At 66.1% G+C, this 24,304-nt stretch carries 23 protein-coding genes and 1 pseudogene; 9 read left to right on the top strand and 15 right to left on the bottom strand.

Annotated features, from left to right (window positions below; genetic code table 11):
* Positions 1 to 38: 38 nt before the first annotated feature.
* Entirely contained in the window at positions 39 to 1,397 is a 1,359-nt protein-coding gene (locus QMX85_RS08560; protein WP_282339853.1) for a glutamine synthetase family protein, read from the bottom strand.
* A 101-nt stretch (positions 1,398 to 1,498) separates the two neighbouring features.
* Complete coding sequence (locus QMX85_RS08555) at positions 1,499 to 2,251, bottom strand: gamma-glutamyl-gamma-aminobutyrate hydrolase family protein (RefSeq protein WP_273233787.1); 753 nt, start codon at positions 2,249 to 2,251, stop codon at positions 1,499 to 1,501.
* A gap of 277 nt (positions 2,252 to 2,528) precedes the next feature.
* Between QMX85_RS08555 and QMX85_RS08550 the strand changes: the two genes are divergently transcribed.
* From QMX85_RS08550 to aguA, 4 genes are all read left to right on the top strand, one after another.
* On the top strand, positions 2,529 to 3,905 hold the full coding sequence (locus tag QMX85_RS08550) for a glutamine synthetase family protein (protein ID WP_090224849.1): 1,377 nt from the start codon (positions 2,529 to 2,531) through the stop codon (positions 3,903 to 3,905).
* 127 nt (positions 3,906 to 4,032) lie between these two features.
* Entirely contained in the window at positions 4,033 to 5,106 is a 1,074-nt protein-coding gene (locus tag QMX85_RS08545; protein WP_282339847.1) for an extracellular solute-binding protein, read from the top strand.
* A gap of 71 nt (positions 5,107 to 5,177) precedes the next feature.
* Positions 5,178 to 5,807, top strand: coding sequence for a TetR/AcrR family transcriptional regulator (locus QMX85_RS08540; RefSeq protein WP_282339845.1), 630 nt, complete (start codon positions 5,178 to 5,180; stop codon positions 5,805 to 5,807).
* 180 nt (positions 5,808 to 5,987) lie between these two features.
* Positions 5,988 to 7,085, top strand: a complete 1,098-nt coding sequence (aguA, locus tag QMX85_RS08535) for an agmatine deiminase (protein WP_282339843.1) — start codon at positions 5,988 to 5,990, stop codon at positions 7,083 to 7,085.
* Positions 7,086 to 7,145: 60 nt separating this feature from the next.
* Here aguA and QMX85_RS08530 read toward each other — a convergent pair whose 3' ends face one another.
* From QMX85_RS08530 to desA, 3 genes are all read right to left on the bottom strand, one after another.
* Entirely contained in the window at positions 7,146 to 8,138 is a 993-nt protein-coding gene (locus tag QMX85_RS08530) for a cytochrome-c peroxidase (protein ID WP_348775227.1), read from the bottom strand.
* Between the two features lie 165 nt (positions 8,139 to 8,303).
* Entirely contained in the window at positions 8,304 to 9,284 is a 981-nt protein-coding gene (locus tag QMX85_RS08525; protein ID WP_282339838.1) for a sensor domain-containing diguanylate cyclase, read from the bottom strand.
* Between the two features lie 120 nt (positions 9,285 to 9,404).
* The gene (desA, locus tag QMX85_RS08520; RefSeq protein WP_282339836.1) at positions 9,405 to 10,589 is read right to left on the bottom strand and encodes a delta-9 fatty acid desaturase DesA; all 1,185 of its coding nucleotides are present in this window, start codon (positions 10,587 to 10,589) and stop codon (positions 9,405 to 9,407) included.
* A 163-nt stretch (positions 10,590 to 10,752) separates the two neighbouring features.
* Between desA and dibA the strand changes: the two genes are divergently transcribed.
* A complete protein-coding gene (gene dibA / locus QMX85_RS08515) occupies positions 10,753 to 12,669 on the top strand; it encodes a phosphodiesterase DibA (protein WP_282339834.1) in 1,917 nt (638 codons plus the stop codon).
* 167 nt (positions 12,670 to 12,836) lie between these two features.
* Here dibA and QMX85_RS08510 read toward each other — a convergent pair whose 3' ends face one another.
* The 8 genes from QMX85_RS08510 to QMX85_RS08475 form a co-directional block, all read right to left on the bottom strand.
* Positions 12,837 to 13,052, bottom strand: coding sequence for a TOBE domain-containing protein (locus QMX85_RS08510; RefSeq protein ID WP_090224838.1), 216 nt, complete (start codon positions 13,050 to 13,052; stop codon positions 12,837 to 12,839).
* 37 nt (positions 13,053 to 13,089) lie between these two features.
* Entirely contained in the window at positions 13,090 to 13,899 is an 810-nt protein-coding gene (ssuB, locus tag QMX85_RS08505; RefSeq protein WP_282339831.1) for an aliphatic sulfonates ABC transporter ATP-binding protein, read from the bottom strand.
* Entirely contained in the window at positions 13,896 to 14,690 is a 795-nt protein-coding gene (gene ssuC / locus QMX85_RS08500; protein ID WP_282339829.1) for an aliphatic sulfonate ABC transporter permease SsuC, read from the bottom strand. The genes ssuB and ssuC overlap by 4 nt, the downstream gene beginning before the upstream one ends.
* Positions 14,691 to 14,928: 238 nt before the next feature.
* Positions 14,929 to 16,077: an FMNH2-dependent alkanesulfonate monooxygenase gene (gene ssuD / locus QMX85_RS08495; RefSeq protein ID WP_282339827.1), complete on the bottom strand. Its 1,149-nt coding sequence runs from the start codon at positions 16,075 to 16,077 to the stop codon at positions 14,929 to 14,931.
* Positions 16,078 to 16,129: 52 nt separating this feature from the next.
* On the bottom strand, positions 16,130 to 17,092 hold the full coding sequence (locus tag QMX85_RS08490) for a sulfonate ABC transporter substrate-binding protein (protein ID WP_282339825.1): 963 nt from the start codon (positions 17,090 to 17,092) through the stop codon (positions 16,130 to 16,132).
* A gap of 81 nt (positions 17,093 to 17,173) precedes the next feature.
* Positions 17,174 to 17,761, bottom strand: coding sequence for an NADPH-dependent FMN reductase (ssuE, locus tag QMX85_RS08485; RefSeq protein WP_090224829.1), 588 nt, complete (start codon positions 17,759 to 17,761; stop codon positions 17,174 to 17,176).
* 10 nt (positions 17,762 to 17,771) lie between these two features.
* Positions 17,772 to 18,410, bottom strand: a complete 639-nt coding sequence (locus QMX85_RS08480; protein ID WP_273233799.1) for a peroxiredoxin — start codon at positions 18,408 to 18,410, stop codon at positions 17,772 to 17,774.
* A 182-nt stretch (positions 18,411 to 18,592) separates the two neighbouring features.
* Positions 18,593 to 19,324: an ABC transporter ATP-binding protein gene (locus QMX85_RS08475; protein WP_282339818.1), complete on the bottom strand. Its 732-nt coding sequence runs from the start codon at positions 19,322 to 19,324 to the stop codon at positions 18,593 to 18,595.
* A gap of 160 nt (positions 19,325 to 19,484) precedes the next feature.
* On the opposite strand from QMX85_RS08475, the pseudogene QMX85_RS08470 reads away from it, so the two are divergent.
* Positions 19,485 to 19,876 (top strand): annotated as a pseudogene (locus QMX85_RS08470) (ABC transporter permease subunit); the annotation flags it as partial.
* A complete protein-coding gene (locus QMX85_RS08465; RefSeq protein WP_282339816.1) occupies positions 19,870 to 20,661 on the top strand; it encodes an ABC transporter ATP-binding protein in 792 nt (263 codons plus the stop codon). The pseudogene QMX85_RS08470 and the gene QMX85_RS08465, both read left to right, overlap by 7 nt.
* Positions 20,662 to 20,847: 186 nt before the next feature.
* Here the strand turns inward: QMX85_RS08465 and gloA are convergent, their stop codons facing one another.
* Both gloA and QMX85_RS08455 read right to left on the bottom strand, forming a co-directional pair.
* The gene (gloA, locus tag QMX85_RS08460) at positions 20,848 to 21,378 is read right to left on the bottom strand and encodes a lactoylglutathione lyase (protein WP_282339814.1); all 531 of its coding nucleotides are present in this window, start codon (positions 21,376 to 21,378) and stop codon (positions 20,848 to 20,850) included.
* A gap of 127 nt (positions 21,379 to 21,505) precedes the next feature.
* The gene (locus tag QMX85_RS08455) at positions 21,506 to 21,841 is read right to left on the bottom strand and encodes a ribbon-helix-helix domain-containing protein (RefSeq protein ID WP_090224798.1); all 336 of its coding nucleotides are present in this window, start codon (positions 21,839 to 21,841) and stop codon (positions 21,506 to 21,508) included.
* 245 nt (positions 21,842 to 22,086) lie between these two features.
* Between QMX85_RS08455 and QMX85_RS08450 the strand changes: the two genes are divergently transcribed.
* Positions 22,087 to 22,647 carry a twin-arginine translocation signal domain-containing protein gene (locus QMX85_RS08450; protein ID WP_282339810.1) on the top strand — a complete coding sequence of 187 codons (561 nt, stop codon included), beginning with the start codon at positions 22,087 to 22,089 and terminating at the stop codon, positions 22,645 to 22,647.
* A 10-nt stretch (positions 22,648 to 22,657) separates the two neighbouring features.
* On the top strand, positions 22,658 to 24,226 hold the full coding sequence (locus QMX85_RS08445; RefSeq protein WP_282339808.1) for a GMC family oxidoreductase: 1,569 nt from the start codon (positions 22,658 to 22,660) through the stop codon (positions 24,224 to 24,226).
* Positions 24,227 to 24,304: the final 78 nt, after the last annotated feature.

Raw genomic sequence — 24,304 nt, 5'->3', positions numbered from 1 at the left:
ATTGCGGTTGGCCGCCGCGCGGGGCGGCGGCCGGCGGGTCAGACCGAGCGCAGCAGGAACTCGCGTTGCCACGAGCTGGTCACCCCCTTGTAGTTTTCATGCTCGGCGCGCTTCACCGCCACGTAGCCGGTGATGAACTTGGCGCCGAGGTATTTCTCCAGTGCCTTGCAGCCTTCCATGTGCTCGAGGGCGTCCTCGATGGTCAGCGGCAGGCGCAGGTTGCGGCGCTCGTAGCCGCGGCCCTTGACCGGCGCGCTCGGACGGATGCCCTCGACCATGCCGATGTAGCCGCACAGCAGGCTGGCGGCGATGGCCAGGTACGGGTTGGCGTCGGCGCCGGCCAGGCGGTTTTCCACGCGGCGGTTCTGCGGATTGGACTCCGGCACGCGCAGGCCGACGGTGCGGTTCTCCTCGCCCCACTCGACGTTCACCGGGGCCGAGGTATCCGGCAGGAAGCGGCGGAAAGAGTTCACGTTGGGGGCGAACAGCGGCAGCAGCTCGGGGATGAATTTCTGCAGGCCGCCGATGTGGTGCAGGAACAGCTCGCTCATCGAACCGTCTTCGTTGGAGAAGATGTTCTTGCCGGTCTTGATGTCGACGATGCTCTGGTGCAGGTGCATCGCGCTGCCTGGCTCGTCGGTGATCGGCTTGGCCATGAAGGTGGCGGCGACGTTGTGCTTGAGCGCCGCCTCGCGCATGGTCCGCTTGAACACCAGGATCTGGTCGGCCAGGTGCAGCGCGTCGCCGTGACGGAAGTTGATCTCCATCTGCGCCGGGCCTTCCTCGTGGATCAGCGTGTCCAGGTCCAGGCCCTGCAGTTCGCACCAGTCGTACATGTCCTCGAACAGCGGATCGAACTCGTTCGCCGCATCGATGGAGAACGACTGCCGCCCGGTTTCCGGACGCCCCGAGCGGCCCAGCGGCACCTGCAACGGCAGGTCGGGATCTTCGCAACGCTTGGTCAGGTAGAACTCCATCTCCGGCGCCACGATCGGCTGCCAGCCCTTGTCGGTGTAGAGCTTGAGAATCTTCTTGAGGATGTTGCGCGGCGACAGTTCGATGGGGTTGCCCATCTTGTCGAAGGTGTCGTGGATGACCATCGCGGTGGGCTCGATGGCCCAGGGCACCAGGTACACCGCGTTCTCGTCCGGGCGGCAGAACATGTCGATGTCCGCCGGGTCGAGCAGGTTGTAATAGATGTCGTCCTCGACGTAGTCGCCGGTGACCGTCTGCAACAGCACGCTCTCCGGAAGGCGCATGCCCTTTTCGTCGAGGAACTTGTTGGTCGGCGAGATCTTGCCCCGGGCGATCCCGGTCAGGTCGCCGATAAGGCATTCAACTTCGGTGATTTTGCGTTCTTTCAGCCAGCTGGTCAGCTGGTCGAGCTTGGTAGTCATAAAGACCTCAGGGTTGTTTGCGTCGCGGCAAGCGCTGCAGCTCCCAGCGTAGCGCCGACCGGGGTGGTCAGCGCAACGGAAAAAGCGCAGAAAGTCGTCGCTCAGCGTTGCCCCGCCCTCTCCCTGCAAGCCTCACCAAAGGCCTGGAAGATGGCGAGATAATCCGGATTTGAAAGCACCTGCCACTCCGGGTGCCATTGCACGCCGAGGGCGAAACTCCGCGCATCGATGGCGGAGAAGGCTTCGATCAGCCCGTCGGGGGCCGTGGCCTCTACGCGCAGGCCGGGCGCCAGGCGGTCGATACCCTGGCCGTGGATGGAGTTGACCTGAATCTGCGCCGCCAGGCCGAGCCCGGCGAGCACGCCGCCGGGCTGCACGTGCAGCGCATGACTGGGTGCGTATTGCACCTCGACCGGCTCGTTCTCCGGCTCGCGGTGATCCTGGAACGGGCCAGCCTCATGGACCTTCTGGTGCAGGCTGCCGCCGAGCGCGACGTTCATCTCCTGGAAGCCGCGGCAGATGCCGAGGATCGGCACGCCGGCCGCCAGTGCCGCGCGGATCAGCGGCAGCGTGGTGCGGTCGCGCAGGCTATCGTGGGGCGTACCGGGCGCGCTGGCGGGGCCACCGTAATAATGAGGTTCGACGTTGGAAGGCGAGCCGGTGAACAACAGACCGTCTAGATTTTCCAACAGGGTCGGCTGGTCGATCAGCTCGGCCAGCGAAGGGATGATCAGGGGCAAACCCTGGGCACCGACGGCCACCGCGCGGACATATTTGTCGCCGGCGATATGATAGGGATGGAGGCCGATCTGCTTGGTGCACGCGGTGACGCCGATCAACGGCAGGCGAGGCATGGGACACCCGATTGTTTGCTGTCTGGGGTTCTCCCGGAGAGTAGCGTTGTTCATTTTTTTACACAACACTTCTGTAAAAAATATAACACACCCGTGTCGGGCGGCGCTGTAAACCGGGTTTTCAGGCCCATCGCAATGCCCTGAAACGCCCCAAAGATGGCCGCAAGGCTCCTTTTTAGGGCAATATGGGGCACTATTGACATCACAGGGGGATTCGGATTGACTCCCTTCACATCAGTCGCATGATTGATATTTTTAACAATATAGGTGTTGCATCATGTCGGTACCCCCGCGTGCCGTTCAGCTCAACGAAGCGAACGCATTCCTTAAGGAACATCCTGAGGTCCTGTTCGTCGACCTCCTGATCGCAGATATGAATGGCGTGGTGCGCGGCAAGCGCATCGAACGAACCAGCCTCCACAAGGTTTACGAAAAGGGCATCAACCTCCCCGCCTCGCTCTTCGCCCTCGATATCAACGGCTCCACCGTAGAAAGCACCGGCCTCGGCCTGGACATCGGCGACGCCGACCGCATCTGCTTTCCGATCCCCAATACCCTGAGCAACGAGCCCTGGCAGAAGCGCCCCACCGCGCAGCTGCTGATGACCATGCACGAGCTCGACGGCAAGCCGTTCTTCGCCGACCCGCGCGAGGTGCTGCGCCAGGTGGTGGAGAAGTTCGACGCGATGGGCCTGACCATTTGCGCGGCGTTCGAGCTGGAGTTCTACCTCATCGACCAGGAGAACGTGAACGGCCGTCCGCAGCCGCCGCGCTCGCCGATCTCAGGCAAACGCCCGCACTCGACCCAGGTCTACCTGATCGACGACCTGGACGAATACGTCGACTGCCTCCAGGACATCCTCGAAGGCGCCAAGGAGCAGGGCATCCCGGCCGACGCCATCGTCAAGGAAAGTGCCCCGGCGCAGTTCGAAGTCAACCTCCACCACGTCGCCGATCCGATCAAGGCCTGCGACTACGCGGTGCTGCTCAAGCGGCTGATCAAGAACATCGCCTACGACCATGAGATGGACACCACCTTCATGGCCAAGCCCTACCCGGGCCAGGCAGGCAACGGCCTGCACGTGCACATCTCGATCCTCGACAAAGACGGCAAGAACATCTTCGCCAGCGATGATCCCCAGCAGAACGCCGCTTTGCGTCACGCGATCGGCGGTGTGCTGGAGACCATGGGCGCCTCGATGGCCTTCCTCTGCCCGAACGTGAACTCCTACCGCCGCTTCGGCGCGCAGTTCTACGTGCCGAATTCGCCATGCTGGGGGCTCGACAACCGTACCGTGGCGTTGCGCGTGCCGACCGGTAGCCCGGAAGCGGTGCGTATCGAGCAACGCGTCGCCGGCGCGGATGCCAACCCGTACCTGCTGATGGCGGCGCTGCTGGCCGGCGTGCACCACGGGCTGACCAACGAGATCGAGCCGGGCGAGCCGATCGAGGGCAACTCCTACGAGCAGAACGAGCAGAGCCTGCCGAACAACCTGCGCGATGCATTGCGCGAGCTGGACGACAGCGAGGTGATGGCGAAGTACATCAGCCCCGACTACATCGACATCTTCGTCGCCTGCAAGGAAAGCGAGCTGGAAGAGTTCGAGCACTCGATCTCCGACCTCGAATACAACTGGTACCTGCATACCGTCTAGGGGCCCGACGCCGGCCTCGCCGGCGTTCCTCCCGGCACCGCCAACGTCGAAGACCGCCTGGCCACGCGCCGCAACGGACGGTTCTCGGCGGCGCTTTGCCGCGCATCGTCAACCAGGGAGGGTTTCAATGCTTCGCCGTATCTCGCTGCTGTTCGCCCTGACGCCGTTGCTGGCGTTCGCCACCGAGTCCACGCCGTCCGGCCCCAGCATCACCGTCTACAACTGGAACGACTACATCGCGCCGCAGGTACTGGAAAACTTCGAGCGCGACAGCGGCATCCACGTCGACTACCACACCTACGCCACCGCCGAGGAACTGCTGCAGCGTCTGCATGCCGGCGACGCCATCGACGTCGCCGTGCCGTCCCACGACGCGTTGCCGAAGCTGATCCGCGAGAAGCGTCTGCAGCCGCTGGATTTCGCCCGGTTGCCGAACCGCAGGCACCTGGACAAGCCGCTGCTGAACAAACTCGCCGCGTTCGATCCGCAGAACCGTTACGCGGTGCCCTATCTGTGGGGTTCGGTCGGCCTGGCGATCAACCAGCCGAAAGCCGAGGCCGCCTACGGAGGCCCGCTGCCGAACAGCTGGAGCCTGCTCTTCGACCCGGTGCAGAGCGCGCGCCTGGCGGGCTGCGGAATGAGCGTGATCGACGCGCCGGACGAGGTGCTCTCGATACTCCTCAACTACACCGGCTACAGCCTCGCGCGCAGTTCGACCACTCGCCTGCGCGCCGCAGGCGAAACCCTGAACGCGCTACGGCCACGGCTGAAGTACGTCGACAGCGAGCGCTACATCGACGACCTGGCGAACGGCAGGCTCTGCGTGTCGCTGGCCTGGGTCGGCGACGCCCTTGCCGCCGCCAAGGCCGGGCAGCCGGTGCGCTTCGTGATTCCCGAGGAAGGCTCGGCGCTGTTCATCGATAACCTGGTGATCCCGGCCAACGCACCGCACGCCGACCTGGCCCATCGCTTCATCGACTACCTGATGCAGCCGCAGGTGGCCGCGCTGATCAGCGCGGAAACCCTCTACCCGAGCCCGAACGCCGATGCGCAGGGCTTCGTCGATCCGGCCCTGCGCGACCTGCCGGGGCTCTACCCGGACCGCGACACCAAGCGCCGGCTGTTCGCCCTGGACCCGTTGCCGGACGGCCACGCCAGCGTGCGCGACGACGTCTGGTCGCGCTTTCGCAACGGCGAGTGAGGCGGCGACGGGCGTAGCGACAGGCTTTTCGCTATGCTCGCCGCTCGATAGCGCCCGCACAGGACCGCCGCATGCCGCGCACCGCCACACCCCGCAAACCCCGCGCCAGCAGCCAGGCGAGGATCGACGCTATCCTCGTCGCCGCGCGCGCCCTGCTGGCCGAACAGGGTGTCGGCGGGCTCTCGGTGTACAGCGTGGCCGAGCGCGCACAGATCCCGCCGTCCTCGGTCTACCACTTCTTCGCCGGCGTTCCCGCCCTGCTCCAGGCGCTCACCGCCGAGGTGCACGCCGCCTTCCGGGCCTGTCTCGCCGAGCCCATCGCCAGCGAAGACCTGCGCACCTGGCGCGATCTTTCGCGGATCGTCGAGGCGCGCATGCTGGCGATCTACGCCGAAGACGCCGCCGCACGGCAGCTGATCCTCACCCAACACGGCCTCGCCGAGCTGGTCCAGGCGGACCGCCAGCACGATCTCGAACTGGGCCGACTGATGCAGGCGCTGTTCGACCGGCACTTCGTCCTGCCGGCGCTGCCCACGGAGATCGAGGTGTTCGCCCTGGCCATGGAACTGGGCGACCGGGTCTATGCCCGCTCAATGCAGCAACACGGCAGGATCACCCCGCGCCTGGCAGAAGAGGGCCGGCGCGTGTTCGATGCCTACCTGGGGCTCTACCTTCCAGAGTTTTTACCGCGCCGACCATAATCCGATCTTTATCGGTATAGATCTGCTTAAAAAGTCGCATATTACCCTAATACATCCTTTTAATATCGATCTTTATCGACTATAAGTTTGCCATTCGAACCGCTCGGGAACCGTCCCGAGCTCCATGGTCCAACGCCATTTACCGGCGCAGGCCGCCCAACATGACTTCCGGAGAGCGACATGCCGACACTCGACACCACCCCGCGCGCCGACGGCTTTCACATGCCGGCCGAATGGGCGCCGCACAGTCAGACCTGGATGATCTGGCCGCAGCGCCCGGACAACTGGCGCCTCGGCGGCAAACCCGCACAGGCGGCCTTCACCGCGGTGGCCAAGGCCATCGCGCAGTTCGAGCCGGTGACCGTCGGGGTTTCCGCGGAGCAGTACGAGAACGCCCGCGCGCAACTCGACGCCAGCAACATCCGCGTGGTCGAGATCAGCAGCGACGACGCCTGGGTGCGCGACAGCGGCCCGACCTTCGTCATCGACGGCAAGGGTGGCGTGCGCGGGGTGGACTGGGACTTCAACGCCTGGGGCGGCCTCGACGGCGGCCTCTACTTCCCCTGGAACCGTGACCGCCAGGTAGCGGGAAAGGTGCTCGAAATCGAGCGCTGCGACCGCTACCACACCGAAGGCTTCGTGCTCGAGGGCGGATCGATCCACGTGGACGGCGAAGGCACCCTGATCACCACCGAGGAGTGCCTGCTCAACCGTAACCGCAACCCGCATCTGTCGCGTCAGCAGATCGAGCAGGTGCTCGCCGAGCAGTTGGCCATCGACACCGTGATCTGGTTGCCGGACGGCCTGTACAACGACGAGACCGACGGCCACGTCGACAACTTCTGCTGCTACGTGCGCCCCGGCGAAGTGCTGCTGGCGTGGACCGACGACGAGCAAAACCCCAACTACCCGCGCTGCCAGGCGGCGATGCGGGTGCTGGAAAACGCACGCGACGCCAAGGGCCGTCCGTTGCAGGTGCACAAGATGCCGATTCCGGGTCCGCTGTACGCCAGCGACGAAGAGTGCGCGGGCGTCGACAAGGCGCTCGGCTCGCAACCGCGCGATCCGTCGATCCGCCTGGCGGCCTCCTACGTGAACTTCCTGATTGTCAACGGCGGTATCGTCGCGCCGCGCTTCGACGACCCGCTGGACAACGAAGCCGAGGCGATCCTCACGCGGCTTTTCCCGCAGCACCGCGTGGTGATGGTGCCGGGCCGCGAGATTCTCCTGGGTGGCGGCAACATCCACTGCATCACCCAGCAGCAACCGGCGCCCTGAGCGTTCGATGACCGATAAAAAAGCCCCGCCGATTGGCGGGGCTTTTTGTTACGCGGCCGGTCAGTTGGCCACAGGGAACGGCTGCGGGCGCGGCGTTTGTGCCGTGGACGGCGGCAGGATCGGCAGGGCGAAGCTCGGCTGATCGCCGGTCAGGGTCTTGAGGAAGGCGACGATCTGGCCGACTTCATCGGTGCTCAGTTTGCGACCCAGCTGCAGGCGCGCCATCACATCCACCGCCTCTTCCAGCGTCCAGTAGGCGCCGTCATGGAAGTAGGGGTAGGTCAGCTCGACGTTACGCAGCGTCGGCACCTTGAACATCATGCGATCGGCATCCTTGCCGGTCAGCCCGGCGACACCCTCGGCCTTGTTCTTGGTGGCATAGGCTTCGACCATGCCCATCTTCTGGAACGAGCCGCCGCCCACCGCTGCGCCGTTGTGGCAGGCCACGCAACCGGCGCTCTTGAACAGCTGGTAACCCTCCTGGGCCGTGCTGCTGATGGCGGTCGCATCGCCGAGCAGCCAGCGATCGAACGGCGAGTGCGGCGTGACCAGGGTTTCCTCGAAGGCCGCGATGGCGTCGGTGACGTCGTCGATCTTCACGCCATCGTCGCCATACACCGCCTTGAACGCCCCGCGGTACTGCGGGATCGAGCGCAGCACGTCGAGCGCCAGTTCATGCGAGAAGGCCATCTCGCCGGGGTTGGCGATCGGGCCGCCGGCCTGTTCCTTGAGCGTCTTCGCCCGACCGTCCCAGAACTGCGCGATGTTCATGCTGGAGTTGAGCACGGTGGGCGAGTTGATCGGCCCCTGGTGCCAGTTGTGGCCGATGGACGTCGGCAGGTTGTCGCTGCCGCCCATGCTGAGGTTGTGGCAGGAGTTGCAGGAAATGAAGCCGGACTTGGACAGCCGCGGATCGAAGAACAACTGCTTGCCAAGTTCGACCTTGCTCGCGTTGACCACCTTGGCGGGCTGGATCGGCTGGATGGGTTCGTTGCCGGGGGTCGGGCTGATCGCCCAGGCAGCCGTGCCCAGGCTCATCGCTATGGCTAACATCAACGGTTTGTACATGGCCTTTCTCCTCAGGCTCGTCATTTGAAATGACGATGGCCTGCGGGAGGCGTTCAAGGCTTGACGCTGGTCAAGCGCCGCGGAACGGCGAAAAACAATTCATCACAAGATGTGTTCAACGCGAACGATATCGCGACAATCGGTCACAGGTCAGGCCAGAACGATCTGATTCTTGCCCTGTCGCTTGGCCTGATACATCGCCGCGTCCGCGCGGGCGAACAGGTCGCCGAGGGCCGCATCCTCGATGCGCAGGCTGACCAGTCCCTGGCTGACGGTGACGCCGAACGGCTCGCCCTGGGCGCTGCTGAAGATCAGCCGCTGCACCTCGCGCTGCAGGCGCTCGGCGATCTGCTGCGCCAGCGCCGGGTCGCAGCCGGGGAACACCGCGGCGAACTCCTCGCCGCCGATGCGCCCGAACAGGTCGCCGCGGCGCAGCGCCGTGGCACCGCACTGGGCGATGCGCTGCAGCACCTGATCGCCCATCTGGTGGCCGTGGGTGTCGTTGATCTTCTTGAAGTCATCGATGTCCAGCAGCAGGAACGCCAGCGGTGCGCCGAAGCGGTTGGCGTGCTCGAACTCGCGCTGGGCGCAGTCGAAGAAATGCCGGCGGTTGCTGCTCTTGGTGAGCACGTCGGTGGTCGCCAGGCGTTGCAGTTCGCCTTCGAGCTGCTTCTTCTCGGTGATGTCCTCGGCCATGCCGACGATGGTCAGCGATTCGCCGCTGCCGATCTGCCGGTTGATGAAGCACTTGTCGCTGAGCCAGCGAATCTGACCATCGGCGCGGATGATGCGGTACTCGCGAAATTCCGCGGCGCCTTTCTCGACCGCTTCGGCGAGACTCTGCTCGGCGTACTCCAGGTCGTCAGGGTAGATGCTGTTGCGCCATTCGCCGTAGTCGGCGAGCAACAGCGCGGCGGAACGGCCGAAGATCCGTTCGTAGGCGGGGCTCACGTAGATCATCCGTTGGGTCTGCCAGTCGAATGCCCAAAGCACGGCGTTGACGCTGCCCAGCAGGGCGCTGAACAGGCGTTCGCGCTCGCTCAGGCGCGCGACTTCGCCCTGCGCGTGCATCAGCGCGAGCAGTGTCTCCGCTGGAACCGGCAGTTCCGAAAGTGTGGTCTTGCTATCCATTTCCCTGACCTCGCACAGGCACGACAAAAACCCACCAGGCAAGTGGGCCATGACTGAGAGAGGCGATCGGGGGCTTAGTTCCAGCCGCGCGTGCGTTCCGGACGCGCGGCGTGGACTGGTTCACACGCTGGCAGGACGCAACGAATAGGTCTTCAACTGTTCGGCGAACTCGCGCAGGGAGTGGATGCCGCTGGCCTCCGCTTCGTGGACCCATTCCTTGATCGCCGCGAGCATGTCGTGGCCGTTGCTGCTGGTACGCACCCAGATCTGCTGCAGCGCCAGGCGCTTCTCGTAGATCACCTTGAGTGCCTGGCTGTGCGCCAGCAGGTTCTCGATGCGCGCATGATGGGTTTCCTGCAGCAGGCTCGGCTCGCGCGACAGCAGGCGCTTGCTGCGCCGGAACAGGTGACGCATCGAGGCATCAGCCTTGCCCAGCTCCTGCTTCACCAGCGGCGCGATCACCAGCTTGCGGTACTGCGCCATGATCTGGAAACGGTTGTTGAGGATCGCCATGGCGGTGTCCATGTCCAGACTGCCCTTGCCTTCGACGCGGTGGGCGATGGGCGCGACGCGTTGCACCTTGGCCAGACCAAGCAGGCTGAACAGCCGTATCCAAGCCCAGCCGAGGTCGAACTCCCAGCGTTTCACCGACAGCTTGGCCGAGTTCGGGTAGGTGTGGTGATTGTTGTGCAGCTCTTCACCGCCGATGAGGATGCCCCAGGGCACCAGGTTGGTCGCGGCGTCGCGGCACTCGAAATTGCGATAGCCGACCGCATGCCCGAGGCCATTGATGACACCGGCCGCCCAGATCGGAATCCAGGCCATCTGCACCGCCCAGACAGTCATGCCGAGCACGCCGAACAGCGCCAGGTCGATGATCGCCATCAGCGCGATGCCGCCGGCCGGGAAGCGCGAATAGAGGTTGCGCTCGATCCAGTCGTCCGGGCAGTTCTTGCCGTAGATGCGCAGCGTGTCGGCGTTCTTCGCCTCCTCGGCGTAGAGCTCCGCGCCCGTGCGCAGCACCGTGCCCAGGCCTTTGTGCACCGGACTGTGCGGATCGTCCACGGTCTCGCACTTGGCGTGGTGCTTGCGGTGGATGGCGGTCCACTCGCGGGTGTTCATCGCCGTGGTCAGCCACAGCCAGAAGCGGAAGAAATGCTTCAGCGCCGGGTGCAGCTCCAGCGAGCGGTGCGCCGAATAGCGGTGCAGATAGACCGTCACACCGACGATGGTGACGTGAGTGAGCAGCAGGGTGACAGCGACCAGCTGCCCACCGGATAGATCGAGAAAACCGTTATACCACATAGACTTAGTTGCCCTTTGGAGCGATAGGGTGGACCTGGATCGAAGCAATCCGATTATCTTCGACGCGGGTCATGAAACCAGCGGGTCTTTCGATCAATAATGCAAACCCGCATCTCACATATAATGAACGCTAACTCACACAGGGCAAGGAACCAGCGGTTACATGAAATTGCATCGTAGCGCGCTGCGCCTTGCTTTCATCTATTGGATAGGCGCCAGCCTGTGGGTGGTGTTCAGCGACCAACTGCTGTTCAAGCTGTTCGGGACCACCGAACGGATGCTCCTTTGGCAGAGCGCCAAGGGCCTCGCCTTCGTGCTGGTGACCAGCGCCCTGCTGTACGCCCTGCTCAACCTCTACTTCTCGCGGATGAGCCTGCAGCACACCGCCCGGCGTGCCAACGAAGCGAGCCTGCGGCAGGCGGCAGCGGTTTTCGACAGCACCCTGGAAGGCGTCCTGGTTACCGATACCGAGCAGAGGATCGTGCACGTCAACCGCGCGTTCCAGCGCATCACCGGCTACGAGGAGAAGGAGGTGATGGGCAAGGTGCCGTCGATGTTCCAGTCCGGCCGCCACGACGACGCCTTCTACCAGGTGATGTGGAAAAGCCTCAACCAGCGCGGCGAGTGGAGCGGGGAAATCTGGAACCGTCGCAAGAGCGGTGAAATCTTCCCGATCTGGCAGAACCTGCGCGCGATTCACGACGAAAACGGCGAGCTCAGCCACTACGTCGCGGTGTTCTCCGACATCACCGCGATCAAGCGCTCGCAGAACGAACTCGATCACCTGGCCCACCACGACCCGCTGACCAGCTTGCCGAACCGCCTGCTGTTCATCGAGCGCGTCGAAAGCGCGCTCAAGCGCATCTTCGCCGACAAGCGCGGCGGCGCCGTGATGGTGGTCGACCTCGACCACTTCAAGCACATCAACGAGAGCCTCGGCCACAACATCGGCGACCAGTTGCTCAAGGGCGTGGCCGAACGCCTGCGCGGCCTCCTCGAAGACGGCATGACCCTGGCGCGCATGGGCGGCGACGAGTTCGCCCTGATCTACGAGGACTGCCCGCATGTCGAGCAGGCCGCGGCCCTCGCCACGCGCATCCTCGAAGAGATCAAGGCGCCCTTTAGTCTCGGTGGCCACGAGCTGTTCACCGGCGCCAGCATCGGCATCAGCCTCTATCCCGGCGACGCGCGCACGGTGCAGCAACTGCTGCGCAACGCGGATTCGGCGCTGTTCAAGGCCAAGAGCAGCGGGCGTGAAGGCTATGCCTTCTACACCCAGGAGCTGACCGCCTACGCGCACCAGCGGGTGGAGCTGGCGGCATCGCTGCGCCACGCACTCGAGGGCGGCCAGTTGCGCGTCTACTACCAGCCGGTGCTGCGCCTTTTGGACGGGCACGTCGTCGGTGTCGAGGCGCTGGTGCGCTGGCAGCATCCGGAGCGCGGGCTGATCTCGCCGGGCGAGTTCATCCCGATCGCCGAGGAAAGCGGGCTGATCGGAACCATCGACGCCTGGGTGCTCGAGGAGTCGTGCCGGCAGATGCGCCGCTGGGTGGAACAGGGCCGCGAACTGGAGTTCGTCGCGGTGAACATTTCCAGCCGCGTGTTCAACCGCGGCGACCTGCCCGATCGCATCGCCGAGACGCTGGAGAAGACCGGACTGGAGCCGGCGCGCCTGGAGCTGGAAGTTACCGAGAGTGCGATCATGCACGACCCCGACGGCGCCCTCGACCAGCTGGTGCGCCTGCGCGTGCTCGGCGTGCGCCTGTCCATCGACGACTTCGGCACCGGCTATTCGTCGCTGCTGCGGCTCAAGCGACTGCCGGTGCACAAGCTGAAGATCGACCAGGGCTTCGTCGCCGGCCTGCCCGACGAAAGCGAGGACATGGCCATCACCCGCGCGGTGATCGCGCTGGCCGGTAGCCTGGGACTGAAGGTGCTCGCCGAGGGCATCGAGACCCCGGAACAGGCCGCGTTCCTCCTCGAACACCACTGCGATCTCGGCCAGGGCTACTGGTTCGGCCGCCCGGTGCCGGCGGAAAAGCTCGACTGGCGCGATCGCCCGCCTGCCGGCGAAGCATGAAAAAGGCGAGCCCGGGCTCGCCTTGATCGTTACCGCCGGAGGAACCGGCTCGGTCCCGCGAGCCATGCCCGGGCGGTCATCCGCAAAGACAGACTCCCGCGCCGAAGCACCTTGGCCGCAAGCGGCTGTCCGGACTGTTTCAATGCCCGGGACCGAGCCGCCGTCGATCAGAGCTTGGCGATCGATACCTCGGTGGATTTGACGAAGGCGATCACTTCGCTGCCCACACCCAGTTCCAGCTCCTTCACCGAGCGCGTGGTGATCACCGAGGTGACCACACCGGCGGCGGTCTGCACGTCGATTTCCGAGAGCACGTCGCCCTCGATGATTTCCTTGATGGTGCCCTTGAATTGGTTGCGGACGTTGATGGCTTTGATGGTCATGGCGTTTCTCCTGGTTCGGTACGGATGGATTCGTGGGTCAAAGCGCCCAGCGCAGTTGCGTCGGGAGCGGTGAAACGGGGTCCGGCTCGTTGTCGCCGGGCGGCAGCGCCAGCACGCGGTCGAGCACCTGGGCTTCGAGTGCCGCCAGGCGCGCCGAGCCGCGGTGGCGCGGACGGGCCAGCTCGACCGGCAGGTCGAGGCCGATGCGGCCGTCCTCGATCAGGATCACCCGGTCGGCGATGGCCACGGCCTCGCTGACGTCGTGGGTGACCAGCAGCACGGTGAAGCCGTGCTGCTGCCAGAGGCGTTCGATCAGTTGCTGCATCTCGATGCGGGTCAGCGCATCCAGCGCACCGAGTGGTTCGTCGAGCAGCAGCAGGCGCGGCTGGTGGATCAGCGCGCGGGCCAGCGCCACGCGCTGCTTCTGCCCACCGGACAGCGCCGCCGGCCATTCACCCGCGCGATCCGCGAGGCCGACCGCCTCCAGCGCATTGCGGGCCTTCTGCCGCCAGTCGCCGGAAAGACCGAGGCCGACGTTGTCGATCGCCCGTTTCCACGGCAGCAGGCGCGCGTCCTGGAACATCAGCCGGGTTTCCTCGCGGGCACTGCCAAGATCGGCTGCGCCGGCCAGCAGTTGCCCGGCGCTGGGCGAGTCGAGCCCGGCGAGCAGGCGCAGCAAGGTGCTCTTGCCGCAACCGCTGCGCCCGACCACGGCGACGAACTGGCCGGCGGGAATGGTCAGCTCGATGTCCTTGAGCACTTCGCGCTTGCCGAAGGTCTTGTGCAGGCCACGCAGCGCCAGCGGGATGCCGCGCTTGAGGTTCTTCGGGGGTTGTTGGGCGGTCATGCGGCACCTCGTTTGGGCTGGTACGCCGGGTGCCAGCGCAGCCAGAGGCGCTCCAGGCCACGGGCGGCGACGTCGGCCAGCTTGCCGAGCACCGCGTAGAGCAGGATCGCCAGGACCACCACGTCGGTCTGCAGGAACTCGCGGGCGTTCATCGCCAGGTAGCCGATGCCGCTGCTGGCGGAAATGGTTTCGGCGACGATCAGGGTCAGCCACATGAAGCCAAGGGCGAAGCGCACCCCGACCAGGATCGACGGCAGCGCGCCCGGCAGGATCACCTGGCGGAACAGCGCGAAGCCCGACAGACCGTAGCTGCGCGCCATCTCCACCAGCGCCGGGTCGACGTTGCGAATGCCGTGGTAGGTGTTCAGGTAGATCGGGAACAGCGTGCCGAGGGCGACCAGGAAGATCTTCGCGCTCTCGTCGATGCCGAACCAGAGGATCACCAGCGGGATCAGCGCCAGGTGCGGGACGTTGCGGATCATCTGCACGCTGCTGTCGAGGAAACGTTCGCCCCAGGTCGACAGGCCGGTGATGAAGCCCAGCAGCAGGCCGATGCCGCCGCCGATGGCGAAGCCGATGCTGGCACGCCAGCCGCTGATCGCCAGGTGCTGCCAGAGCTCGCCGCTGCGTACCAGCTGCCAGCCGGCCGTGACGACGGCGCTGGGCGCAGGCAGGATACGGCTGGACAGCCAGCCGGCCTGCACGGCGATCTGCCAGGCCGCCAGCAGCGCGATGGGCAAGGCCCAGGGCGCGGCGCGCAGGGCCAGTTTGTGAAAGGTCGTGTTGCTCATGGTTGCCTCGAAACCTTGTGTACCGTCTGTATTCCCCGGATTTCATCCAGGCTACTGGCTGAGAAAGCCCTCTCCCCCAGCATTTCCCTCACCAATGGGAGAGCCGGAGGAGCATCGATTCGTAGGATGCGCCATGCGCCCTAAGGGGTGCCGCAGGCGATCGCGGTGCGCGCAGCGCACCCTACGACTCGACCTGTAGCCCGGATGCAAGCCGGAAAAACCTCTGCCTGCGCCACCCTCAGCTCGCCGCCGCGGCCTTGGGCAGGATGTCGTTGGCGACCATTTCACCGAAGGGGCTGACGAAACCGCGCGCCTCCGGCTGCTGCGGCCGGGCCACGTCCAGGTGCGGGAACAGCAGTTCGGCGACCCGGTAGGACTCCTCCAGGTGCGGGTAGCCGGAGAAGATGAAGGTGTCGATGCCCAGCGCGGCGTATTCCCTGACCCGCGCGGCCACGGTCGGGCCATCGCCGACCAGCGCGGTGCCGGCGCCGCCGCGCACCAGGCCGACGCCGGCCCAGAGGTTCGGCGACACTTCCAGGTTGTCCTTGCTGCCGCCATGCAACGCGGCCATGCGTTGCTGGCCGACCGAATCGAAACGCGCCAGCGAGGCCTGGGCGCGGGCGATGGTGTAGTCGTCGACGTAGGCGATCAGCCTGTCGGCGGCCTTCCAGGCCTCCTCGTTGGTCTCACGCACGATCACGTGCAGGCGGATGCCGAAGCGGACCTCGCGGCCCCGAGCCGCGGCTTTCTCGCGCACCTGGGCGATCTTCTCGGCGACGGCGGCCGGCGGTTCGCCCCAGGTCAGGTACAGCTCGACCTGTTCGGCGGCGAGGTCCTGCGCGGCATCGGATGAACCACCGAAATACAGTGGCGGGCGCGGCTGCTGGATCGGCGGGTAGAGCAACTTGGCACCCTTCACCTGGATGTGCTTGCCGGCATAGTCGACGGTTTCACCCTCCAGCACGCGGCGCCAGATGCGGGTGAATTCCACCGAGGCTTCGTAGCGTTCGGCGTGGGAAAGGTTGAGGCCGTCACCGGCCAGTTCATCGGGATCGCCGCCGGTGACCAGGTTGAACAGCGCGCGGCCGTTGGACAGCCGGTCGAGCGTGGCCGCCTGGCGCGCGGCCACGGTCGGCGAAATGATCCCCGGACGCAGGGCGACGAGGAATTTCAGGCGCTGGGTCACCGGGATCAGCGAGGCGGCGACCAGCCAGGAATCCTCGCAGGAGCGCCCGGTGGGAATCAGCACGCCGCCATAGCCGAGGCGGTCGGCCGCCTGGGCGATCTGCTGCAGGTAGCCGTGGTCGACGGCACGCGCGCCCTCGGCGGTACCCAGGTAATGGCCGTCGCCGTGGGTCGGCAGGAACCAGAAGATGTTCAAGCTCATGGAGTGGTCTCCTAGACATTCATGTCCCCTCTCGCGAGGGAGAGGGGTTCGGTCACTGCTGGGCGACTTTGCCCGGGGGACTCCAGATCACATCGGCGATGCGCAGGCGTTTCGGAATCAGCTTCAGGTCGCTGAAGGCGTCGGCGATCTTCTGCTGCGCCGCGACTACCTCCGGCGACAGCGGCAGCGCACCGAACCCCTGGCGCTTGACGGTGATCAGCGCGATGTCCTCGGGCAGGCCGAGCAGCGGCGCGACCTGTTTGGCGACGGCTTGCGGATCGGCCCTGGCTTCGTCACCGACCCGGCGGATCTCGTCGATCAGCGTGCTCAGTACCTGCGGGTGTTTCTCGGCGTAGGAACGTGCGGCGAGGTAGAACTGGTGGTTGTCCACCAGGTCCTTGCCGTCGCGCAGGGTGCGCGCCTGCAGTTGCTGTTCGGCGGCGGCCTGGAAGGGGTCCCAGATCACCCAGGCATCGACGCTGCCGCGCTCGAACGCGGCGCGGGCGTCGGCCGGCGGCAGGTAGACGGACTGGATGTCGCTGTAGTGCAGGCCGGCGTCCTGCAGGGCGCGCACCAGCAGGTAATGCACGTTGGAGCCCTTGTTCAGGGCGACCTTCTTGCCCTTGAGTTCGGCGACCGAGCGAATCGGCGAGTCCTTCTGCACGAGGATCGCCTCGCTGCTCGGGGCCGGCGGTTCGTGGGCGATGTAGAGCAGGTCGGCACCCGCCGCCTGGGCGAACACCGGTGGGGTCTCCCCGGTCACGCCGAAGTCGATGGCGCCGACATTGAGGCCTTCGAGCAGCTGCGGGCCACCAGGGAATTCGGTCCACTTGACGTCGATGCCCTGGGCCGCGAGACGCTTCTCCAGCGTCCCCTTGGCCTTGAGCAGCACCAGCGTGCCGTATTTCTGATAGCCGATGCGCAGCGCATCGGCCTGAGCCTGGGTAACGGCGCCGAAGGTGATGGCCGCGGCAAACAGGGCGGCCAGGCTTCGACGCAAGGTAATGGTGCGCATGGCGCTCTCCTTGGCGATGTCTTGATTGGCTACCTGCTTGCCCGTTGGCGGGCGAGTAAGGCGAGGTCAGGGATGTTCGGGTCAGATGCTCCAGCGGGCGTTCACCAGCCGGTCGTTCAACAGGTTCGGGTCTATCGGCTGCGGACGCCGGGCCAGCGCCGCGGAAAACTGCTCGAGGGCGTCGTGCAGGCGCTGTTCGAGCGCTGGCGCCAGTTGCGGATGGCCATCGCCGTAGTCGATCTGGCCATCCTCGGCGAACACGCCGTGCAGCATGTCCTGGGCTTTCAGCGCAGCGAGTACCGGCTTCAGCGCGTAATCCAGGGCGAGCATGTGCGCCGCGCTGCCGGCGGTGGCCAGCGGCAGCACCACCTTGTGCTGCAGGGCGCGCTCGGGCAACAGGTCAAGAATCACCTTCAGCGCGCCGGAGAACGACGCCTTGTACACCGGCGTCGCCACCAGCAGGCCATCGGCGCGGCCGACCTGTTCGATCAGCTCGCGCACCCGCGGGCTGTCGAACTGGGCGTGGAGCAATTCCTCGGCGGAGAAATCGCGCACGCCGTAGCTCACCACCTCATGGCCACGCCCGTGCAGCCAGTGGCGGGCACGCTCCAGCAGCACGCCGGAGCGCGACTTGAAGCTGGGGCTGCCGGCCAGGGAAACGATCAACATGCCCGGCGTCTCACTTGTTCGGCTGCGGGGTGAGCCGCAGGTAAGGCTTCACCGCGCGATAGCCTTTCGGGAAGCGCTGGCGGATTTCGTCCTCGTCCTTGAGCGACGGCACGATCACCACTTCGTCGCCGTCCTGCCAGTTGGCCGGGGTGGCGACCTTGTGGTTGTCGGTGAGCTGCAGCGAGTCGATGACGCGGAGGATCTCGTTGAAGTTGCGCCCGGTGCTGGCCGGGTAGGTGATGGTCAGGCGCACCTTCTTGTTCGGGTCGATGACGAACAGCGAGCGCACCGTGAGGGTATCGCTGGCGTTGGGGTGGATCAGGTCGTAGAGGCCGGAGACCTTGCGGTCGGCGTCGGCGAGGATCGGGAAGTTGACGCGGGTGTTCTGGGTTTCGTTGATGTCGTCGATCCACTTCACGTGGGAATCGACCGGGTCCACCGAGAGGGCGATGGCCTTGACGCCGCGCTTGGCGAATTCGTCCTTCAGCTTGGCGGTGAAGCCCAGTTCGGTGGTGCACACCGGGGTGAAGTCCGCCGGGTGGGAGAACAGCACGCCCCAGCTGTTGCCGAGCCATTCGTGGAAATGGATCGGGCCTTCGCTGGATTCCTGTTCGAAGTCGGGGGCGATATCGCCGAGTCGGATGCTCATGCTGTTTCTCCTGAAGTGAGCGTTGCGTGGGCTCACTATGCTCAGGCGGCGGACAAATTAAAAAGAATAAATATTAATTTGTTTATTCTATAAATGAATTAAAACACTTCGCGGCGACATGCGAACGCACGGCAAAAAAAAAGCCGGGCACGGGGCCCGGCAAATGTTGCCCGAGGAGGCAATCAGAGCGCGTGCGACTGGTACAGCTCGGTCAGCGCCTGACCACGCAGGTTGGCCAGTGCGCCGGAGCGGCGGTCGCGCGGGCGCGCCAGTGGCACGTCGATCTCGCGGGTCAGGCGACTCGGCTGTCCGCCGAGGATCAGCACCCGGTCGCTGAGGTAGAAGGCTTCGTCGAGGTCGTGGGTGACCAGCAGGATCGCCACTTCGTAGCGCTGCGCCAACTCGGCGACGAGGTCCTGCAGGCGCATTCGGGTGAAGGCATCCACCGCACTGAAGGGTTCGTCGAGCAGCAGCAACTGCGGCCGCCCGTAGAGCCCGCGGGCTATCGCCGCGCGCTGCGCCATGCCGCCGGAAAGCTGCTTGGGCAGCGCCTCGCCGCGCCCCTCCAGGCCGACGTCGCGCAGCAGCTGCCGCACCCATTTCTCGTCGCCGGCTCGTCCATCGGCGAACGCAACGTTCTGCGCCACGTTCAGCCAGGGCAGCAGGCGCGGCTCCTGGAACACCACGCCGATGCCGCGGGCGGTGCCGAAATCCAGTAGCGGGTTGCGTTCGAGATGCCCCTGGAAGTCGCGGTCGAGCCCGGCGGCAATGCGCAGCAACGTGCTCTTGCCGCAGCCGCTGGGGCCGAGCAGGCTGACGATCTCGCCGGGCGCCAGGCTCAGGCTGACGTCGTCCAGCACGCGGAGGCCGGCGAAGGATTTGTGGATGCGTTGCAGGGCCAGCAGTGCGCTCATGCGCCACCTCCTTCGCCGTCGAAATTGTGGCCGGCTGAGGTCGTTGCGGCCGAGTTGCAGGCGGATGACCTTCACAGGGAGTTGGGTTTCGCCGGCGATCAGCGCAGCCGCCTGCTCCGGGTTGGCGACGATCCAGCGACGGACGCGCTCGTAGGCCCCGATCACCCGGCTGACCGCGGCCGGATGCTCGGCGAGGAAAGCCTTCGCGGGTTTTCAGTAAGGCGCCGAGGCCAAAGCTGTCGTTGCGGTAGAGGCAGTGCCCGCCAGTGGTTCCTGATCCGCCGGGTGGCGATTCCCGCCGCGCTGCCGCATGTCTTCGTCGGCCTGTTCATGGGCCTGGGCGCGTCCTTCTCGGTGCTGGTGGTGGCGGAGATGATGGGGGTGAAGGCCGGTCTCGGCTGGTACCTGCAATGGGCGCAGGGCTGGGCCGCCTACGCCAACATGTACGCCGCCCTGCTGCTCATGGCGCTGGTCTGCTCCGGGCTGATCAGCACGCTGTTCCTGATCCGCGACCGCGCCCTGAGCTGGCAGCAAGGAGCGATGAAATGGTAGCCACCGCGCGTTCCCCGATCCCCGCCGAGCGCGGCCTGCGCCTGGACATCCGTGGCCTGGCGCACGCCTTCGAACTCAAGGGCGAGCGCCTGCCGGTGCTGCAGCGCCTGGACCTGAGCGTGGCGCCGGGGGAGATGGTCGCCCTGCTCGGCCCGTCCGGTTGCGGCAAGTCGACCCTGCTGCGCCTGGTCGCCGGGCTGGAGCCGCTGCAGCACGGCGAGCTGCTGGCCGATGGCGCGCCGATCCTCGGCCCCGATCCGTCCCGCGTAGTGGTGTTCCAGGACCCGACGCTCTACCCGTGGCGCACGGTTTGGGACAACGTCGCTCTCGGCCTGCAGGCGCGCGGCCTGCTCGGGCAGCAGCGCGGACGGATCGACGAGGCGCTGGCCAAGGTCGGCCTCGGCGAATTCGCCCAGGCCTATCCGCGGCAGCTTTCCGGAGGCATGGCGCAGCGCGTGGCGCTGGCCCGTGCGCTGGTCAACCAGCCGCGCCTGCTGATCCTCGACGAGCCGCTGGGCACGCTCGATTCGCTGACCCGCATCGCCATGCAGGGCGAGCTGATCCGCCTCTGGCAGCAGCAGGGCTACAGCGGCCTGCTGGTGACCCACGACGTCGAGGAGGCGCTGCTGCTGGCCGACCGCGTGCTGGTGTTCAGCGACCGGCCGGAGCGGGTGCTGGCGGAATTGCAGGTGGCACGCGACTACCCACGCCAACGCGACGTCCCGCACCTGGTCGAGCTACGACGCCAGGCGCTGGAGCTGCTCGGCTTGGGCAAGGACTGGTAGCCCGTGCATCGGTGCGCGCGGCGCACCCTACGAAAGCACGCACCGGTCCTCGTAGGGTGCGCCATGCGCATCGTGACTGCCCGGCTTGGGCAAGGACTGGTAGCCGGTACAGGCGGTGCGCGCGGCGCACCCTACGAAAGCACACCATCAGCGTAGGGTGCGCCATGCGCACCGTGACGCGTTCGATCAGCGGCCGAGTTCGGTGTTGAGGTCCGGCTGCACCAGTTCGATCCAGTAGTTGTCCGGGTCGCTGATGAACGCCACGTCCTTCATCTTGCCGGTGTCCAGGCGCTTGACGAAGTTGACGCCCAGCTCCTCGAAGCGCGCGCAGGCGGCGCGGATGTCCGGCACCGCGAAGCAGATGTGGCCGAAGCCGCGCGGCTCGCTGTTGCCGTTGTGGTAGGCAGAATCGTCGTGCTCGGTGCCCCAGTTGTGGGTCAGTTCCAGCACGCTCTGCCGGCCGAAGGTGTAGCGCTGCCGCTCGCCAACCTCTTCGGGCACCGTCTCGCCCTTGGTCATCGCCAGGAAATACAGCGAGAACTGGCCTTCCTCAAAGTCCAGCCGGCGCAGCAGGCGCATGCCCATGACGCGGGTGTAGAAATCCAGCGAACGCTCCGGGTCCTTGACCCGCAGCATGCTGTGGTTGAACACGTAGTCCTGGGTGGCTGCATCCGGGGTCGCGCAGACGCCGGCCTGGATTTCGGTGGTGAACGCCATGGTTTGACTCTCGCTGGAAAAAACACCGCGCCAGTGTAGAAATCCGCTCCCGCCCGGGGGTAGCAACCGGGTACTACGATGCGACATCCGCCGCGAAGCACCGGCCAGGCCGCCGGCGCCCGGCTACTCAGGCGCTGCGGCGCACGCCGCTCACGGCGCGGTTCGGGGCGAGGGCGATCAGCTGCGCCGGGGCGGCGGACTCGCGGCCGTTGGCGAGGAACACGGTGCAGATCACCCGCAGCAGCGACGCCAGGTTGTTCACCTCGCCGCGACGCAGGATGACTTCCTCGTAGACCTGGTTGATGAATTGCGGCACGCCGTAGCCTTCGCCGGCGGCGATTTCCTCGAGGATCGACCAGAACTCGTTTTCCAGACGAACGCTGGTGACCACGCCCTGGATGCGCACCGAGCGGGTCTGGCATTCGTAGAGGCTGGGATCGGTCGACACGTAGATATTGCACATGGGGGCTGTACTCCGGTTTCACGACCTTTTCTTCGCCGGGCGCGCCGGCAAGGCCTGTTGTCCGTCGCGGTCAGGCGACCGCTCGCGTCTCGACCATAACCCCTCGGGTAAATATCCGCCAGTTTGCCCGACTGTAGTAATTCGCTATTACCAGCCGCCGTAACGAACTGCCCTAGGATGATCTCCACGGCAGGAAGGCGCCCTCGCGACCTTCCCCTGACAAAAACAAGAAGAAGGAAAATCCGATGAGCGATCTCGCACTGAGTCGCCGCCGCTTCCTACAGGGGAGTGGCGGTCTGTTGATGGGAACCCTGCTGTTCAGCTCCGGACCCATCGCCCTGCTCGCCCCCAGCCAGAGCTGGGCGCTGGAGCTAAGCACCCTCGACAGCGCCACCGGCCAGCGCCTGCTCGCCATGCTGCGGCGCATCTACCCCCACGACGACATGGAAGACGCGGTCTACGCGCTGACGGTGAAGGACATCGACAGCAAGGCCTCCGCCGATCCGGGCCTCGCCGAGCTGCTGAAGAAGGGCGTCGCCGACCTCGACACGCGCGCCGGCGGCGACTGGACGCGTCTCGACGAGGCACGCCAGGTGGCGATCCTCGAAGCCATCCAGGACCAGCCGTTCTTCACCCAGGTACGCGCCATCGCGGTGAACTCCCTCTACAGCAACGAGCTGGCCTACCACCACTTCGGCTACGAGGGCGCCTCCTTCCCCAAGGGCGGCTACCTGCACCGCGGTTTCAACGACCTGTCCTGGCTGCCCAACCCGCCGGCCGACGCCAGCCCCGCTCCCTACGGTTGAGGAACCCGATATGACGACCTATCAGCATGACGACGATTCGGTGGTGGTGATCATCGGCTCCGGTGCCGGCGGCGGCACCCTTGCCAACGAACTCTGCCAGAAGGGCATTCCGGTGGTGCTGCTGGAAGCCGGCGCGCGGCAGAACCAGGGCACCTTCGTCAACGACGAATGGCCCTCGTTCAACCAGCTGGCCTGGAGCGACACCCGCACCACCTCCGGCAGCTGGCGCATCGCCAAGGACTTCCCCAACCTCCCGGCGTGGATCTGCAAGACCGTCGGCGGCACCACCACGCACTGGGCCGGGGCCAGCCTGCGCCTCCAGGAACACGAATTCCGTGCCCGCGAGACCTATGGCGAACTCAAGGACGCCAACCTGCTCGACTGGCCGCTAACCCTCGCGGAACTCGAGCCCTACTACGCCCGCGCCGAGGACAAGATGGGCGTGACCCGCACCAACGATATCCCCGGCCTGCCCGGCAACAACAACTTCAAGGTGATGTACGCCGGCGCGCAGAAGCTCGGCTACCAGCACTGCTCCACCGGGCGCATGGCGATCAACAGCCAGCCGCGCGCCGGCCGCGCCTCCTGCCAGCAACTGGGCTTCTGCTTCCAGGGCTGCAAGATGGGTGCGAAATGGTCGACCCTGTACACCGAGATCCCCGCCGCCGAAGCCACCGGCAGGCTCGAACTGCGCGCCGAATCCCAGGTGATCCGCATCGAGCACGACGCCCGGGGCCGCGCCAGCGCGGTGGTCTACGCCGACGCCAAGGGCCAGCTGCAGCGGCAGAAGGCGCGCGTGGTGGCGGTGGCCGGCAATGCCATCGAGACGCCGCGCATCCTGCTCAACTCGGCCTCGACGCTGTTCCCCCACGGCCTCGGCAACGGCGCCGGGATGGTCGGCAAGCACTACATGCGCCACACCACCGGCTCGGTGTTCGCCGAGTTCGACGAGGAGGTGCACTTCTACCGCGGCACCATCATGGCCGGCATCATCAGCGACGAGAACCGCCACGACACCTCGCGCGGCTTCGCCGGCGGCTACGAGATGGAAACCATCTCCCTCGGCCTGCCGTTCATGGCGGCGTTCTTCAACCCCGGCGCCTGGGGCCGCGACTTCACCGGCGTGATGGACCGCTACACGCACCTCGCCGGGATGTGGCTGGTGGGCGAGGACATGCCGCGCGAAAGCAACCGCATCACCCTCAACGACGGCGTCAAGGACGCCTTCGGCATGCCGGTGGCCAACGTCCACTACGACGACCACCCGAACGACCTGGCCATGCGCGAGCACGCGTTCAGGCAGGGCGAGGCGCTGTACCAGGCGGTCGGCGCGAAGAAGGTCCACCGCGTGCCGCCGTACCCGTCGACGCACAACCTCGGCACCTGCCGGATGAGCGCCAAGGCCGACGACGGCGTGGTCAACAAGCACGGCCAGAGCCACGAGGTGCCGAACCTGTTCATCTCCGACGGCAGCCAGTTCACCACCAGCGCGGCGGAGAACCCGACGCTGACCATCGTCAGCCTGGCGATCCGCCAGGCCGACTACATCGCCGAGTCGCTGAAGACCAATGCCGCCTGAACCGTCCCCCCCCCGCGCCCCCCCCCCCCGGGGGGGGGGCCCGGCCCCCCCCGCGGCCCCCCCCGGGCGGGCGCCCCG

Source organism: Pseudomonas sp. PS02288 (genome assembly GCF_029959715.1).
GTDB lineage: Bacteria > Pseudomonadota > Gammaproteobacteria > Pseudomonadales > Pseudomonadaceae > Pseudomonas_O > Pseudomonas_O kuykendallii.
The sequence above is the reverse complement of the archived record's forward strand: the minus strand, read 5'-3'. Positions and strand labels throughout refer to the sequence as shown.